Below are 15156 nucleotides of genomic sequence, written 5' to 3'. Positions count from 1 at the left end.
TGGCGCGCTTTCGCGCATCCACCCGCCCGTCGCGGCGTGTCCTCCGAGGAAGCGCGCCTACTTCGCGTCCTCGCGCTCTGCGGCCTGCACGGCGACGGCTTCCGTCTTCGCCTTCAGGATCAGCTTCTCGCGGGTGCGGGTGCGCAGGTGCTGGACGGCGCTGATGACGATCGCGCCGACCATGAGCACGTAGATGGCGATCGTGATGGGCGAGTCGACCAGGATGCCGAGGTCGCCCTCGCTGACGGCGAGCGCTCGCCGCAGCTCGGTCTCCGCGAGGGGTCCCAGGATGGCCGCGATGAGCACCGGCGCGAGCGGGATCGCGTACCGGCGCATCACGAACCCGAAGACGCCGATGGCGATCGCGAGCCACAGGTCGACCGCCGAGGAGGCGATCGCGTACACGCCCAGCATCGCGAAGCCCGTGATCCCCGCGTACAGGTAGTGGCGCGGGATGAGCAGCAGCTTCGCCCACACCGCCGCGAACGGCAGGTTGATGATGAGCAGGATGAGGAGGCCCACGAAGAGGCTCGCGAGCAGGGGCCAGACGAGGTCGCCGCTGCGCTCGAAGAGCAGCGGTCCCGGCTGCATTCCGTACTGCTGGAATGCGGCGAGCATCATGGCCGCCGTGGCCGACGTCGGGAGCCCGAGCGCGAGGAGCGCGCCCATCGCGGTGCCCGCCGTCGCGTTGCCGGCGGCTTCCGGCGCCGCGACACCCTGGATGGAGCCGCGCGTGCCGAAGTCGGGGTCGTTGCGGCGCTTCGCGAGCCGCTTCTCCGTGCCGTAGGCGAGGAACGTCGGAACCTCGGACCCGCCGACGGGGATCGCACCGAACGGCACACCGTAGGCCGTGCCGCGCAGCCACGCGGGCAGCGCCTGCTTGAACTCGCGCAGGTTGAGGTACGGCGAACCGGACGCGGGGATCTTCGTGAGCCCGCCCTCGCGGTGGATGCGGCTGGCGACGTGCAGGACCTCGCCGATCGCGAGCAGTCCGACGGTCACGACGATGATCGAGATGCCGTCGAAGAACTGAGGCAGATCCATCGTGAAGCGGGCCGCACCAGACGGGCCGTCGACGCCGACCAGGGCGATCGCGAGGCCGATGCCGAGCGCGATGAGGCCGCGGATCACGGAGTCCGCGACGACCGAGGAGATCGCGACGAACGCGAACGCCGCGAGCGCGAAGTACTCGGCGGGGCCGAACTGGGTGGCGAGCTGGACGAGGAACGGCGAGAAGAACACGACGAGCGCCGTCGCGATGGTGCCGCCGATGAACGCGCCGATCGCCGACGTGCCGAGCGCCTTGGCAGCCCGGCCGTCCTTCGCCATCCTGTGCCCCTCGAACGTCGTGGCGATGGCCGAGGAGTTGCCAGGGGTGTTGAGGAGGATGCCGGACGTCGAGTCGCCGAAGAGCCCACCGAAGTAGATGCTCGCGAACATGATGAACGCGCCGGTCGGGTCGAGGCTGAACGTGACGGGCAGGAGGAGGGCGACGGCCATCGCGGAGCCGAGGCCGGGCAGGACGCCGACGGCGGTGCCGAGCACGGCGCCGATGAGCAGCCACAGCAGGTTGATGGGGGTGAGGGCGACCGTGAAGCCCTCGAGGAGGTGGGTCAGCTGATCCATGGGAGGACTCCGCTCAGGATTCCGGACGGCAGCGTGAGGCCGAGGCCCGCCGAGAACGACAGCTGCACAAGTGACGAGAAGAGGAACGCGACTCCGATGTCGAAGAGGTGGCGCTTGCTGCCGAGGGCGTACGCGACGACCCAGAACAGCACGGCGGCGGTGATGATCCAGCCGAGCGGTTCGAGCAGCAGCGCTGTTCCCGCGAGTGCGGCGAAGACGATGCCGAGCGTCTTCCAGTCGGTGCCCGTGCGCTTCTTGCGCTCCTCGCCCGCCGCGGCCGTGACCACTCGGATCTCGGACGTCGTGTCGATCTGCCCGATGTCCTCGAGCAGCTCTGGCGACATCTCCAGCATCTGCCCGGCCTCGTCCTCGTCGTCACGGGCCGGCTTGCGGATGACCGTGATCGCGAGCGCGATGGAGACGATGAAGAGGAGGATGACGACGATGGTCGGGAAGAACTGCGGGCCGGGGACTCCTGCCGTTGCCGGCACATCCATGGTGGCCGTGCCGATGGCGAAGGCGCAGGCCAGGACGAAGATGAACGCGGCGACGCCGAGCTCGCTGCGACCGTGCCACCACGAGCGGCCCTTGGTCGAGATGCTGCCCGTTCCGGGCCCGTCCGTCTCACGCGGGCTCTGCGCCTCGCGTGGATTCTGCAGCGTGCTCATAGTCCGAGCTCCTTCACGAGTGCGGTGACCTGATCTGTCTCACCGACGAGGAAGTCCTCGAAATCGGTGCCGGGCTGGAAGCTGTCCGTCCAGTTGTTCCGGTCGAGCGCTTCCGCCCATTCGGGGCTGTTCTCGAGCTCGGTGACGATGTCGATGAGCTCGTCGCGCGTCGCGTCGTCGATGCCGGGAGGGGCGACCACTCCGCGCCAGTTGACCATCGCGACGTCGACGCCCTCCTGCTTGAAGGTGGGGATGTCGATGCCGTCGACGGGCTCCGGGGCCGAGATGGCGAGCGCCTTGAGGGTGCCAGCTTCGATCTGGTCCCTGAACTCGTTGTAGCCGGACAGGCCCGCGGCGGTGGTGCTGGACAGGAGCGAGGAGAGCACCTCGCCGCCGCCCGAGTAGGCGACGTAGTTGACGTCCTTGGGGTCGACGCCGATCGACTTGCCCAGCATTCCGCTGAGCAGGTGGTCGATGCCGCCGAGCGAGCCGCCGGCGATCGAGTGCTTGCCCGGGTCCGCCTTCATGCCCTCGACGAACTCCTCGAGGGTGCTGTACGGCGACGAGGCCGGCACGACGAGCGCGTTGTAGTCGTCGGCGAGGCGCGCGATGGGCACGGTGTCCGCGAGGGACTCCCCCGTGTTCGAGAGGACCGTCGCGCCGACCATGACGCCGCCCGTCACCATGAGCAGGTCGTCGCGGCTCTGCATCTGCAGGAGCTGGCTGAGGCCGATCGTTCCACCAGCGCCTGGCACGTTCACGACCTGGGCGTTGTTGACGATGCCGTTCGCCCGCATCGCCTGCTGCGCCTCGCGGGCGAAGGCGTCCCAGCCGCCGCCTGGGGCTGCCGGGGCCATGATCGTGAGCTTGCTCCTGGCCGAGGCTCCGGCACCCGCGCTGCTCGCATCCACGACCGCGAAGCCGAGGACGGCGACCGTGATGATCGCGAAGAGAGAGGTGAGCAGCTTGTTCGGGAGTCTTGTTCTACTCAATGGAGTATTCCTTCCGTTGGCAACGACTCTGTCGCCGCGCTGGTCTGCGCTTCTGTCTACGATTGCACCGGCGGTGACCGTCGGCGGGTTCTGGCCTTTGTGGTCTTTGTGGACACGCGGGACCGTCGCCGGAAGTCGGGACACGAGGGGGTGCAGGGATGGACGGAACGCGAATCGGCGGCCTGACGGCCCTGCGCGGCCCGCGCGTGATCACGCTCGTCGCCGTGCAGTTCTCCATCGTGGCGATCTGCATGCTCACGACCCTGCTCGTCGCCCTCCAGGTGCAGCACACCTCGATCCGCGAGGAGACCGGGGAGCGCGCGCTCGACGTCGCCATGAGCCTCGCCGAGCTGCCTGCCGTCGTCGAGGCGGTCGGGTCCCCGGATGCCGGTGCGACGCTGCAGCCGCTGGCGGACCTCGTCTCCGAGTCGGCAGGCGTCGACTACGTGGTCATCACCGACGATGCGGGCATCCGCATCACGCACCCCGTGCCGGAGCGGCGGGGTGAGCTCGTCTCCACCGACCCCAGCATCGCGCTGGGCGGGGAGACCTTCGTCGGCACCGAGGTCGGCACGGTCGGCCCCACCCTGCGCGCGAAGGTGCCGGTCTGGCGCGATGGCGTCGTCGTCGGCACCGCCTCGGTCGGCATCCTCGAATCCTCCATCTCGGCGCAGCTCGAGGAACGCATCTGGCAGGTCGTCCCCTGGGTTGTCGGCGCGGGCCTGTTCGGTCTCGCCTGCGCCGCGGGAGTCTCCCTCCTCCTCGGCCGCCGGTTCGACCAGCTCACCGTCGCGGCGCAGGAGTTCGAGACGCAGCGCCGTCTGGCGTCCGCGCTGCGCGAGCAGACGCACGAGTTCTCCAACCGCCTGCATGTGCTGTTCGGCCTCATCGAGGTCGACGAGCGCGAGGAGGCGCTCGACTACATCCGCACGCTCACGCCCGTCGATTCGCTCGCCGCGGCGCCCGCTCTCGAGGAGACGCTCGCGGACGCCCCGGTGCGTGTCCGCGCCATCCTCGCCGCCGCGAGCGCGCGCCTCTGCGAGCACGGCGGGCAGCTGCAGGTCGACGTCGAGATCGAGGACCGCGCGGGAACGGAGCTCGCCTTCGGCGACGACGCCGCCACCGCGCTCAGCAACCTCGTCCGCAACGCCGTCGACGCCGTCGAGACGCAGGGCGAGCACGGGGTCGTCCGCGTCGCCATCGAGGAGGAGGGTGGCGGGCTCCGGATCCAGGTCGACGACAGCGGGCCGGGCATCGCTCCAGAGCTGCGCGACCGGATCACGGAGGCTGGCTTCTCGACGAAGACCACCGAGACGAGGGACGGCCTCGAGATCCCTCGCGGCGTCGGCCTCGGGCTCGTGCGCCGCATCGCCGAGGCGCACGGCGGTGCGCTCGTCATCTCGGACAGCGAGCTCGGCGGGGCCCGCTTCGTCGCGACGCTTCCGAACTCGAGCACGCGGGCTGACGCGGATTCGGAAGCGGCGAGCACTGGGAGGATGGACCAGTGACCACGATCCGCACCCTCATCGTCGACGACGAGACCGCCGTCAGGCGCCTGCACGAGCGGATGCTCGCGGGCGTCGACGGCTTCGAGGTCGTGGCGGTCGCGGGAACAGGAGAGGAAGCCCTCGAGGTCGCCGCGAGCACGGACATCGACCTCGTGCTGCTCGATGTGCACCTGCCCGACTTCAGCGGCGTCGAGGTACTGCGTCGCCTGCGCCACCTCCTCGGGGACTCCTTCGACGCCATCATCATCTCCTCGGCCAACGACCGGCTCTCGGTCGCTCAGCTGGCGACGGCGAGCATCTCTGACTACCTCGTGAAGCCCTTCTCGAAGGCGAACTTCGAGGCGCGCCTCGCCAACTACCGCGACACCCGCACCTTCGCTCCGCCCCTGGCGTCCTCGCCGGCCCAGACCCTGCCGCTGCGGCAGCAGGACATCGACGGGATGCTCGCTCGCCGGGCGGGCGCGCAGGCAACGGGCGGCGACAGGCAGGGTGCGCAGGCGCAGCCGCCTGGCCGCAGCCGCCCGCTCCCGAAGGGGCTGTCGGAGCCGACCATCAAGCTCGTCGCGTCGCAGCTGCACCCCGAGTGGCAGTCGGCGCTCGAGGTCGCCGAGCGCTGCGGCCTCTCCCGGGTCACGGCTCGTCGCTACCTCGACCACCTCTGCGCGCGGGGGCTCGCCCAGGTTGAGCCGGTCTACGGCAAGCGCGGGCGCCCCGAGCTGCGGTATCGCCGGCAGGACTGAGCGCCGCGAGTCAGGGCGTCGGCGTCGGCGTCGGCGCTGCACCGTCGAAGCTGATGCTCCAGGTGGTCTCCTCCTCGTACGGCTCGATGCGGATGATCGTCGGGCCGGCCTCGAACGGCCGCGTGAGCGACGTCACCTCGCTGATGTTCTCGTACCAGCCGTCTGCGCCGAACGTGTCGATCGTGACGCTCTGGTCGGGCTCGAACGTGAAGGTCGCGTCACCCCCGACGCCGTCGTACAGGAGCACTTCCTGGCCTGTCCCCGAGTACTCGGCGTCGAACGAGGGAAGCGTGTCGACGGAGACGAGCCTCACGGTCCACTCCCCCTCCGCTTCGATGTCGATGGCCCGGAACTCGTCGTCCATCCATTCGTTGATGACGGCGAGGCCCGAGTAGTCGGAGTAGGCGCTGATCGAGGAGCTGCCCATCTGCTCGCCCTCCGCGTCGACGTCGTAGATGCGCAGCTGCTCGCCCTCGAACTCGACCTGCAGCAGGCCGATGTCGTCGGCGCCGTCCGGCAGAACGACGTCGAACCTCGCGTTGCCGGTGCCGGAGACGCTTGCCGTCCCGTTGAGGTCGAGGGTGCCGGTGCCGCCGGACAGCTCGGTCACGGCGCCACGGATTGAGCCGCCGGCCGACCCGATCAGCTGGATCACGAGCGCGATGACGGTCAGGAGGAGGGTGATGACCCCGACGGCCCGCCGCCCGCCACCCGCGCGGAGGAGGCCGACGCTCGAGATGAGCGCGAACACGATGAGCGCCCAGGCGATGAACGTGATCCCCGAGATCGCGAACGTGAGGGCCAGGATCGCGGCGATGAGCCCGAACCAGGCGCCCCCGCCCTTCTTCTTCGCAGTGCCCGTCGCCCCGCCTCCGGCCGTCGAGGCGGATGCCGCGGCCGGGGCTCCTGGTATCTGGCTCGGTGGTGCGGATGCGAGGTCCCCGAGAGGCTTGGCGATACTCCCCGACCCGCCAGCCGACGCCGCCCGCTGCACGTCGCGAGCTCGGTTCCCGAGGAGCGCGCTGCTGTCGGTGGCGACACGCTGCAGCAGCTCCTGCCGGTCCAGCTGCCCGTCGGCCGACTGCGTGAGCTCCTCGCCAGACGCGCCGCCCTGCACGACGAATCCCGGCGTCTGGGAGGCGGCATCGCGTTTGATGGCCTCATCGAGCTCTTCGAGCGTGCGCGGCGGGTCGGGCAGCCCAGGCGGGGTGTCGAAGGTCTGCGTGTGCTCCTGCGGAGCGGCGTAGGGATCCTCGGCCGCCTCCTCGGCGTCGCGCTCCGCCTCGCGTCGCTCGTCCTCCAGCCGCTGCTCGTCGCCCCTGCTGTCCTGCGCCGCCCACTTCGAGACGAAGTCGGGGGCGCGGTAGCCGGATGGGGCCTGGTAGTCGCGCTGCGAGTAGTCGACCTCGCCGTCCTTCTCAGGATCTTCTGGTGTCGAGTTGTCTGGCACGTGAGCTCCTCGGGGCGACGGACGGGGCAGTGATCGCGCATCCATTGAACTACATGCACTCGACCGGCTCCGCGAGCGAGTAGATTCTCGGGACCGCCGCAAGAGAGGGAGCGAGATGTCGCAGCCAGCAGACTTCAGCCGCGAGGAGTTCGACGTCAGGCTCGCGAACACTCGGGTCCGCATGAGCGACGCCGGCCTCGACGCGCTGCTCGTCACCGACCCGGCGAACCTCTACTACCTGACCGGCTACAACGCCTGGTCGTTCTACATGCCGCAGTTCCTCTACGTGCCGGCCGAGGGTGAGCTCCTCCTCGTCATGCGGGCGATGGATGCGCATGGCGCGCACCACACGACCTGGCTGCCGAGCGAGCAGGTCGCCGGCTACCCCGAGAGCCTCGTGCACCGGGCGGAGGTGCACCCCATGGACTGGGCGGCGACCGAGCTGCGGGAGCGGGGCCAGGCAGATCGGCGGATGCGGGTCGGCTACGAGTCGGAGGCGCACTTCTTCTCGGTCCGCTCGTTCCTGACGTTGCAGCGCCGCCTCCCCGAGTGGGACCTCGTCGACAGCGGGGAGCTGGTCAACTGGGTGCGTCTCGTGAAGTCGGAGGCGGAGATCTCGCTCATGCGGACCGCGGCCGCCGTGAGCTCCAACGCGATGGCGGTCGGCATCAACGCGCTGCGCGGCGGCAGACGACAGAGCGACGTCGCCGCGGAGATCCAGGCGGCGCAGGCCGCGGGCGTCGGGGCGTCTGAGGGCGACTACCCGTCGATCGTGCCGATGATGCTGGCCGGGGAAGGGGCGGATACGCCGCACCTCACGTGGTCGAGCGCCGAGATCGTCGCCGGGGAGGCGGTCTCGCTCGAGCTGGCTGGCGCGCACCGCCGCTATCACGCTCCGCTCGCGCGAACCGTGAGCCTCGGCACCCCGAGCGCAGAGCTGCAGCGGGTCGCGGCGACGACCCTCGACGGGTTCGAGGCGGCCCTCGAGCTGCTCCGCCCCGGCCAGACCCCTGATGCCGCCGTCGCGGCCTGGGACGCCCAGCTCGCGAAGCAGGGGCTCAGCAAGGCATCCCGACTCGGCTACTCGATCGGCATCGGCTACCCGCCCGACTGGGGCGAGCACACGGTGAGCATCCGCTCCGGCGAGGAGACCGTGCTCAAGCCCAACATGACGTTCCACCTCATCGCAGGCATGTGGATGACGGGCTTCGGCTTCGAGGTCTCCGAGTCGATCCGCATCACCGAGACGGGCGTCGAGGTGCTCACCCGCGCTCCCCGCGAGCTCATCGTCAAGGGCGATGCATGAGCGGCGTGAGCCAGACGGAGGCGTCGGCGCTCTCCCGGCTCGACCTGGAGAGCATCGTCGCCGACACGGCGGAGCTGATCAGGGCACGCGGCGAGAACCCTGGCGAGACGGAAGCGGCGACCGTCGAGGTCCTCACGTCGCTGTGCGAGCGGGCGGGCGCTCAGGTCACGCTCACCGAGGTCGCCCCGGGGCGGCACAATCTGCTCGCCGAGCTGGGAAGTGGCGACGGACCAGCGCTCCTCTTCCTCGGGCACAGCGATGTCGTCCCAGCGGGCGTGGGCTGGCTCGGCGACCCCTTCGAGCCGCGTCTCATCGATGGCATGCTCATCGGCCGCGGCGCCGTCGACATGAAGGGTGGCCTGGCGGCCGTCGTCGCGGCGATGTCGGCGGTGCACGCCGAGCGGCCCGAGGTCCGCCTCGCGCTCCTCTGCACGGTCGATGAGGAGGACACGGCGACCGGCGCCCTCCGCTACATCGCCGACGCTCCGACCACCCTCGCCGTGAACGACGACGAGGAGATCGCGCCATATTCGGCGTGCATCGTCGCCGAGGCCACGGGCCTCGACACCGTCGTCGCCTGCCGAGGCGCCACGAACTTCATCATCACTCTGCGCGGCGCGGCGGCGCACGCCGGCAACCCGGCCGACGGAGCCAGTGCCATCGCCGCGGCCGCCATCGCGGTGCAGGCCATCGAGGACGACGCCAGGCGCATCGCGCAGCAGAGCGCCGCCGTCCCAGGCCTCATCGGCACCGGCAGCTGGAACGTCGGCATGATCGCCGGCGGGCACGGCACGTCGATCGTCGCCGAGGAGTGCACGCTCTACGTCGACCGACGCGTGCTCCCCGACGAGGAACCGGAACGCATCCTCGAGGACGTGCTCACGCGCATCCGCGCAGCCATCGCAGGGAGCGGGATGCTCAACTCCGAGCGCATCACCGTCGCGGGCCACCTCGACATGGCCATGCCGGGGTTCCTGACACCACCCGACTCCGTGGTGCCGGCCGCGGCGGTGCAGGCTGTCGCCGACGCCGGCGGCTCCTCGAGCATCGGCGGGTGGAGCGCGGCCTGCGAGGGCGGCTTCATCGCCCGTCACCACGAGATCCCCGTCGTCATCCTCGGGCCGGGTGACGTGAAGTCGCAGGCGCACCAGCCTGAGGAGCGCGTCCGGACCGACGAGCTGCTCGTCGCCGCGCGCGCATACGCGTTGATAGCGCTACGTCTCGCGGAGGCGTCCCGGTAACACCCAGGTCCGCGCGCTGTGCTTGGACATCACCCGTGTGGAAAATTCAGCAAGGAGCACCCCCATGTCCTCTGATCAGTCCAGCAGAGGTGGCCCCGGTGCCACCCTTGCACCCCTGACCCGCGAGATCGACCTCACACCAATCCAACGCAAGACGGCACGGAGATCGGTCGCCGGTTCCGCGATCGGCAACGCCATCGAGTGGTTCGACTACGGCATCTACGGCTACCTCGCAATCTACGTGTCGCAGCTGTTCTTCACGTTCAGCGACGACCAGGGTGGCGCGCTCGCCCTCATCCTGACCTTCGCGACCTTCGCCGTCTCGTTCCTCGTGCGCCCCCTCGGCGGCATCGTGCTCGGCCCGCTCGGCGACCGCATCGGCCGCCAGAAGGTGCTCGTCTTCACGATCATCATGATCAGCCTCTCGACGGCGGCGATCGGCCTCCTCCCGTCGTTCGACTCGATCGGCTTCGCAGCGCCCATCCTGCTCATCCTGCTCCGCATGCTGCAGGGCTTCTCCGCGGGCGGCGAGTACGCCGGTGCGGCGATCTTCATGTCGGAGCACGCACCGGATGACAAGCGCGGCTTCTTCGGCTCGTTCCTCGAGTTCGGCACCCTCGCCGGTGCAAGCGCCGCCGCCATCCTGTGCACCACGCTCGCCTTCATCGTGGGCGACGACGGGATGCTCGAGGGCTGGTGGCGCCTGCCGTTCCTGCTCACGCTCCCCCTCGGCCTCGTGGCCCTGTGGATGCGCCGCCATCTGAGCGAGTCGGAGACGTTCGTCGACGACGCCCAGGAGCCCGGCGAGAAGCAGACCGCCATCGGCGCCCTCGTGTCGCTGCTGAAGAACTACCCGATGCAGGTGCTGAAGCTCTTCGGCTTCGTGATCCTCATCAACGTCGCCTTCTACCTCGTGCTGACCTACATGCCGACGTACCTGTCGACGACCCTCGACCAGAGCACCGCCGAATCGACGTTCTCGCTCGTGGTCATCCAGCTGCTCATGATGGCCGTGATCGTGCCGTTCGGCGCGCTGTCCGACCGCATCGGCCGAAAGCCGCAGCTCATCGCCGCGAGCATCGGCTTCACCGTCTTCTCCGTGCCGGCGGTCATGCTCATCCAGACCGGATCGCTCATCGCGCAGATCGCGGGCCTCGGCATCCTCGGCCTGTTCCTCGTCATGATCATCTCGACCATCTCGTCGACGCTGCCCGCACTGTTCCCGACCGCGGTGCGCTACTCGGGCTTCGCGATCGGCTACAACATCTCAACGGCGATCTTCGGCGGAACCGCGGCCTCGGCCAACACGTGGCTCATCGATCAGACCGGCAACGTCCTCATCCCGGGGTTCTACCTCGCGGGTGCCGGACTCATCGGTCTCATCTCGGTGCTGACCTTCAAGGAGACCGCCGGGCGCTCGCTGCGCGGCAACGTCATCCCCGGCAGTGACGACGCGGAACGCGTCGCCGCCGGCGAGCACCTCGTCGGCAAGGTCAACAAGTAGGCAGAGACCGATCCGACACCCACGCGGCGCTCGTCGCGGCCTCCCGCCGCGACGAGCGCCGCTGTGCTGAGCACGCCGACTCTCAGCCGGCGAGGACGGCGTCGATCTGGCCCATGGCCTCCGTCATGCCCTCCGCCATGCCCATCTCGATGACGCTGTCGAAGTCGGCCGGAGACGCGAAGACGGAGACGGTGGTCATGCGAGTGAGGTCGCCGGCAGCCTCGATCGTGACGGTGCAGCGCATGACGGGCAGCTCGAGGTTGCGTGAGCCGTCGTCGTGCGCGAACCCGTTGTCGAACGACAGCGTGTGGTGCGGTTCGATGCTGACGAACTCCCACCACTCCCCCGCCGTCGTGCCGTCCGGTCCCGTCATGTGCGACAGGACCCTGCCACCAGGCGAGAACTCGAACGAGTCGACCGTGGACGGCCAGGTCGGAGGACCCCACCAACGCTCGAGCTGGCGGGGGTCCTCCCACAGCCGCCAGACGCGCTCCGGCGTCGCGGCGTGCTCGGTGACGACGGTCAGCGTGCGCTGATCCGGATCCTTCTGCGTTGAGATGACAGGCATGATGCTCTCTCCTTCGTTCACCGCTCGCCAGCGTCGGCGCGCGGAGATGGTGGTGCGCTCTCGTCGTCGTCGGCGAGGAGCGCGTCGATGCGGGATGCTCGGTCGCGCCAGAGCCGCTCGTAGGACTCGAGGAGCCGCGTCGTCTGGGCGATCGTCGCCCGGTCGGCATGGACCAGCTGCTCCCTTCCCCGCCGCCGTTTCGCCGTGAGGCCTGCCTTCGTGAGCACGGCGACGTGCTTCTGCACGGCCGCGAAGCTCATGGCGTAGGCCTCGGCGAGGGTGGTCACGGACTGCTCCTCGCGGAGCACGCGCGTGAGGATGTCGCGCCTCGTCGTATCCGCCAGGGCCTGGAAGATGCGGCTGACGTCGTCCTGGCCGAGCTGTTGTGTAACCATTTGGTTGTACGTTACGCCGCACGAAGCGCCGAGGCAAGACCGGTGGGGGTGGTGGTTCGTAGACTGCACCGGTGAGCAATCCGAGCGAGAGTCCCACGCAGGCGTCCTGGCGCAGCGCACTCGGGCGACTCCTCGAGCAGCCTGCCGCCCCGGTTGAGGGCCACGCCTCCGAGCGAGTCGTGCCCCTTGCCCTGCAGTTCGAAGTGCGTGAACTCATCCCGCGCACCATGTACCGCTGGAACGGCCCCACGTCCCGCCGCGCGTTCACGGGCGACGACGGCGCGGCCACGGCGCTCGACGAGCTCCGGCTCGGGGCACGACCCGTGATGCAGGGGGTTCGCGGCAAGTGGGTGAAAGGAGATCTCACCTGGGCGAAGCTGCAGCACCTGCGCGGGCGTCGAGACCTCGACCCGCGGCACCAGGCGTGGTTCGCGCAGTTCTTCGCGGTGCACCGAGCCGCGCGCCCGCCAGAACCGGGCCAGGACAGCGAATGGCTCTTCCTCGACGAGGCGCAGAGCCCCGTGATGTGGACGATGCTCCAGGAGGCCATCAGCCTGGACATCGCCTTCGTCGGCACGGGCAAGCGCGCCAGCATCACGCTCGAAGCCGGCTCGAGCCTCACACTCGACGCCAAACGGACCCCGGGCGGATTGACCGTGGCGCCACTCCTCACCATCGGGGATGCGCCCGCCGACTTCGAGACGGCCCGACCGGTCGGCGACCACGGCTTCTACGCCTTCGACGCCGACGAGCCCGACCGCATCCGCCTCGCCAAGAGCGACACGAGGCTCTCCCACCAGCAGCTGGCCCTCCTCGACCCCGGACGCGCCCGCAGGACCGAGTTCACGGTGCCGAGCGACGACGCCGACGAATTCGAGCGCTCGCACCTGCCAGAGCTCGCGGCGCACCTGCGGCTGGGCAGCGCAGACTCGTCGGTCCGCATCCCCGAGCCGACACCTCCCGAGCTCATCCTCACCACGACGTTCGGCCCCCGGCACAGCATCGAGCTGCGCTGGCGATGGGCCAATCCTCGGTCCCTCGCCGCACCGCCCGCACTCTCGAGCGTGCTCGAGGAGGGCATGCTCCCGCGCGACTGGATGCCGGAGGACGTCGACTCCCCCGGAGCCCTGCCCGCTCGGGTCACCCTCTCGCAGATCGAGGCGGCGCGCTTCGCGGCCGAGACCCTGCCGCTGCTGGAACGGCTCTCGGGCATCCGAGTCGAGACCGTCGGCACGCCGCCCGCCTACCGGGAGCTCCGCGGAGCCCCGAACCTGACCGTCACGACCGTGCCCACCGAGCGGCATGACTGGTTCGACCTCGGGGTCACCGTCACCGTCGACGGCAAGGTGATCCCCTTCACGAAGCTCTTCAAGGCCCTCGCGCTCGGGAAGCCGAGACTGCTGCTCATCGACGGCAGCTACCTCTCCCTCAAGCACCCGGCGTTCGAGCCGCTGCGCGAGCTCATCAGCGAAGCGCAGGGCCTGAACGAGTGGGAGCCGAACCGACTGCAGATCAGCCGGAGGCACGCCAGCCTCTGGTCCGACTTCGAAGATCTCGCCGACGAGGCCGAGCCAGCCGTCGAATGGCGCGAGCTGCTTAGTGAGGTGCGGGAGGACGCCCCCTCGCCCATCGAACCTCCCCGGGGACTGCACGCGTCACTGCGCCCGTACCAGCAGGAGGGCCTCAATTGGCTCGCGTTCCTCTGGCGGAACAAGCTCGGCGGCATCCTCGCCGATGACATGGGCCTCGGGAAGACCCTGCAGACCCTCGCCCTGGTGCAGCACGCACGCGAGCAGGCAGCAGATGGGCGCGAGCCGGCGCCGCTGCTGGTCGTCGCGCCGACATCGGTCGTGTCGAACTGGGTGTCGGAGGCCGCCAGGTTCACCCCCGAGCTCACGACCCGGATCATCGACGCGACCCAGGCCAGCTCAGGGCGCCGCGTCGCGGACGTCGCCGACGGGGCGAGCATCGTCGTCACGAGCTACGCGCTCTTCCGGCTCGACTTCGAGGCCTACCGCGGCGTCGCGGAGGACACCGGATGGTCGGGGCTCGTCCTCGACGAGGCCCAGTTCGTGAAGAACGCGAGCTCGCTCGTGAGCGAATGCGCGAGGGACCTCGAGGTGCCGTTCAAGCTCGCCATCACGGGTACGCCCCTCGAGAACTCGCTGACCGAGCTGCACGCCCTCCTCGCGATCACCGCCCCTGGCCTGTTCCCCTCGGCGAGGCGGTTCGGGGAAGAGTACGTGCGCACGATCGAAGGCAAGCGGCACGGCGTGAGCGATGGCGTCGGTGCCGGGCTGAGCGAGCCCGCGAGCGCCGAGGTGCGAGCCAAGCGCCTCGCGAGACTGCGAGCGCGCATCCGCCCCTTCCTGCTCCGACGCACGAAGGAGCGTGTCGCCCCCGAGCTGCCGGAGAAGCAGGAGCAGACGCTCTTCATCGAGCTCAGCGAGGAGCACCGCGAGCTCTACGACCTCTACCTCCAACGCGAACGCCAGAAGCTCTTCGGGCTGCTCGAGGACCTCGACAAGAACCGATTCATCGTGTTCCGCTCGCTCACACTGCTGCGCCTCCTTGCGCTCGACCCCGCGCTCATCCAGGCGAGCCTCGACGGCATGCCGCCGGGTACAGTGCCCTCGAGCAAGCTGGACGCGCTGCTGGAGCACCTCACGGACGTCGCCGCCGAGGGGCACCGGGCGCTGGTCTTCAGCCAGTTCACCTCGTACCTCAAGCTCGTCGCCAAGCGCCTCGACGCGGAGGGAATCCCCTACGTGTACCTGGACGGCGCGACGACGAAGCGGGCAGAGGTCATCGCCTCCTTCAAGGAGGGCACGGCTCCCGTGTTCCTCATCAGCCTCAAGGCGGGCGGGTTCGGCCTCAACCTGACGGAGGCCGATTACGTGTTCCTGCTCGACCCGTGGTGGAACCCGGCGAGCGAGGAGCAGGCCATCGACCGCACGCACCGCATCGGGCAGGAGCGTCGCGTCATGGTCTACCGGATGATCGCGGAGGGCACGATCGAGGAGAAGGTCATGGCGCTCAAAGATCGCAAGTCGAAGCTCTTCAACGCCGTCATCGACGACGACGAGCTGTTCAGCACCGAACTCTCGGCTGAGGACATCAGGGAGCTGCTGCGGTAGCCGAGGGGCGTGGAAGCACGA

The 15156-nt window shown here is 69.5% G+C and carries 12 protein-coding genes; 6 read left to right on the top strand and 6 right to left on the bottom strand.

What is annotated here, in order from left to right; genetic code table 11:
* Positions 1 to 57: 57 nt before the first annotated feature.
* From C5E06_RS05960 to C5E06_RS05950, 3 genes are read right to left on the bottom strand one after another with little or no spacing between them, the layout of a single operon-like run.
* Positions 58 to 1626: a tripartite tricarboxylate transporter permease gene (locus tag C5E06_RS05960; protein ID WP_104240768.1), complete on the bottom strand. Its 1569-nt coding sequence runs from the start codon at positions 1624 to 1626 to the stop codon at positions 58 to 60.
* Complete coding sequence (locus C5E06_RS05955; RefSeq protein WP_104306300.1) at positions 1614 to 2294, bottom strand: tripartite tricarboxylate transporter TctB family protein; 681 nt, start codon at positions 2292 to 2294, stop codon at positions 1614 to 1616. The genes C5E06_RS05960 and C5E06_RS05955 overlap by 13 nt, the downstream gene beginning before the upstream one ends.
* Entirely contained in the window at positions 2291 to 3286 is a 996-nt protein-coding gene (locus C5E06_RS05950; RefSeq protein WP_181062900.1) for a tripartite tricarboxylate transporter substrate binding protein, read from the bottom strand. Before C5E06_RS05950 ends, C5E06_RS05955 begins: the two co-directional genes overlap by 4 nt.
* Before the next feature lie 158 nt (positions 3287 to 3444).
* Here C5E06_RS05950 and C5E06_RS05945 point away from each other — a divergent pair, with 158 nt between their 5' ends.
* Together C5E06_RS05945 and C5E06_RS05940 are read left to right on the top strand one after the other, a co-directional pair.
* A complete protein-coding gene (locus tag C5E06_RS05945; protein ID WP_104306299.1) occupies positions 3445 to 4794 on the top strand; it encodes an ATP-binding protein in 1350 nt (449 codons plus the stop codon).
* Positions 4791 to 5534, top strand: a complete 744-nt coding sequence (locus C5E06_RS05940; RefSeq protein ID WP_104306298.1) for a response regulator — start codon at positions 4791 to 4793, stop codon at positions 5532 to 5534. The genes C5E06_RS05945 and C5E06_RS05940 overlap by 4 nt, the downstream gene beginning before the upstream one ends.
* 10 nt (positions 5535 to 5544) lie before the next feature.
* Here the strand turns inward: C5E06_RS05940 and C5E06_RS05935 are convergent, their stop codons facing one another.
* Positions 5545 to 6984, bottom strand: coding sequence for a hypothetical protein (locus tag C5E06_RS05935; protein WP_104306297.1), 1440 nt, complete (start codon positions 6982 to 6984; stop codon positions 5545 to 5547).
* A gap of 115 nt (positions 6985 to 7099) precedes the next feature.
* Here C5E06_RS05935 and C5E06_RS05930 point away from each other — a divergent pair, with 115 nt between their 5' ends.
* The 3 genes from C5E06_RS05930 (at position 7100) to C5E06_RS05920 (ending at position 11035) form a co-directional block, all read left to right on the top strand.
* Complete coding sequence (locus C5E06_RS05930; RefSeq protein ID WP_104240763.1) at positions 7100 to 8290, top strand: M24 family metallopeptidase; 1191 nt, start codon at positions 7100 to 7102, stop codon at positions 8288 to 8290.
* A complete protein-coding gene (locus C5E06_RS05925; protein ID WP_104306296.1) occupies positions 8287 to 9531 on the top strand; it encodes a M20 family metallopeptidase in 1245 nt (414 codons plus the stop codon). The genes C5E06_RS05930 and C5E06_RS05925 overlap by 4 nt, the downstream gene beginning before the upstream one ends.
* A gap of 64 nt (positions 9532 to 9595) precedes the next feature.
* Entirely contained in the window at positions 9596 to 11035 is a 1440-nt protein-coding gene (locus C5E06_RS05920) for an MFS transporter (RefSeq protein ID WP_104306295.1), read from the top strand.
* Positions 11036 to 11117: 82 nt separating this feature from the next.
* On the opposite strand, the gene C5E06_RS05915 is transcribed toward C5E06_RS05920, so the two are convergent.
* Complete coding sequence (locus C5E06_RS05915) at positions 11118 to 11603, bottom strand: SRPBCC domain-containing protein (protein ID WP_104298988.1); 486 nt, start codon at positions 11601 to 11603, stop codon at positions 11118 to 11120.
* Between the two features lie 17 nt (positions 11604 to 11620).
* The gene (locus tag C5E06_RS05910; RefSeq protein ID WP_104306294.1) at positions 11621 to 11998 is read right to left on the bottom strand and encodes a helix-turn-helix transcriptional regulator; all 378 of its coding nucleotides are present in this window, start codon (positions 11996 to 11998) and stop codon (positions 11621 to 11623) included.
* 71 nt (positions 11999 to 12069) lie between these two features.
* On the opposite strand from C5E06_RS05910, the gene C5E06_RS05905 reads away from it, so the two are divergent.
* The gene (locus C5E06_RS05905) at positions 12070 to 15135 is read left to right on the top strand and encodes a DEAD/DEAH box helicase (protein WP_104306293.1); all 3066 of its coding nucleotides are present in this window, start codon (positions 12070 to 12072) and stop codon (positions 15133 to 15135) included.
* The last annotated feature ends 21 nt before the right edge of the window (positions 15136 to 15156 follow it).

The sequence above is a fragment of the Pseudoclavibacter sp. RFBI5 genome, from assembly GCF_002931395.1.
In the GTDB taxonomy this organism is placed as follows: domain Bacteria; phylum Actinomycetota; class Actinomycetes; order Actinomycetales; family Microbacteriaceae; genus Pseudoclavibacter.
Note: the sequence above shows the minus strand (reverse complement) of the source record. Positions and strands in the feature narration are given on the sequence as shown.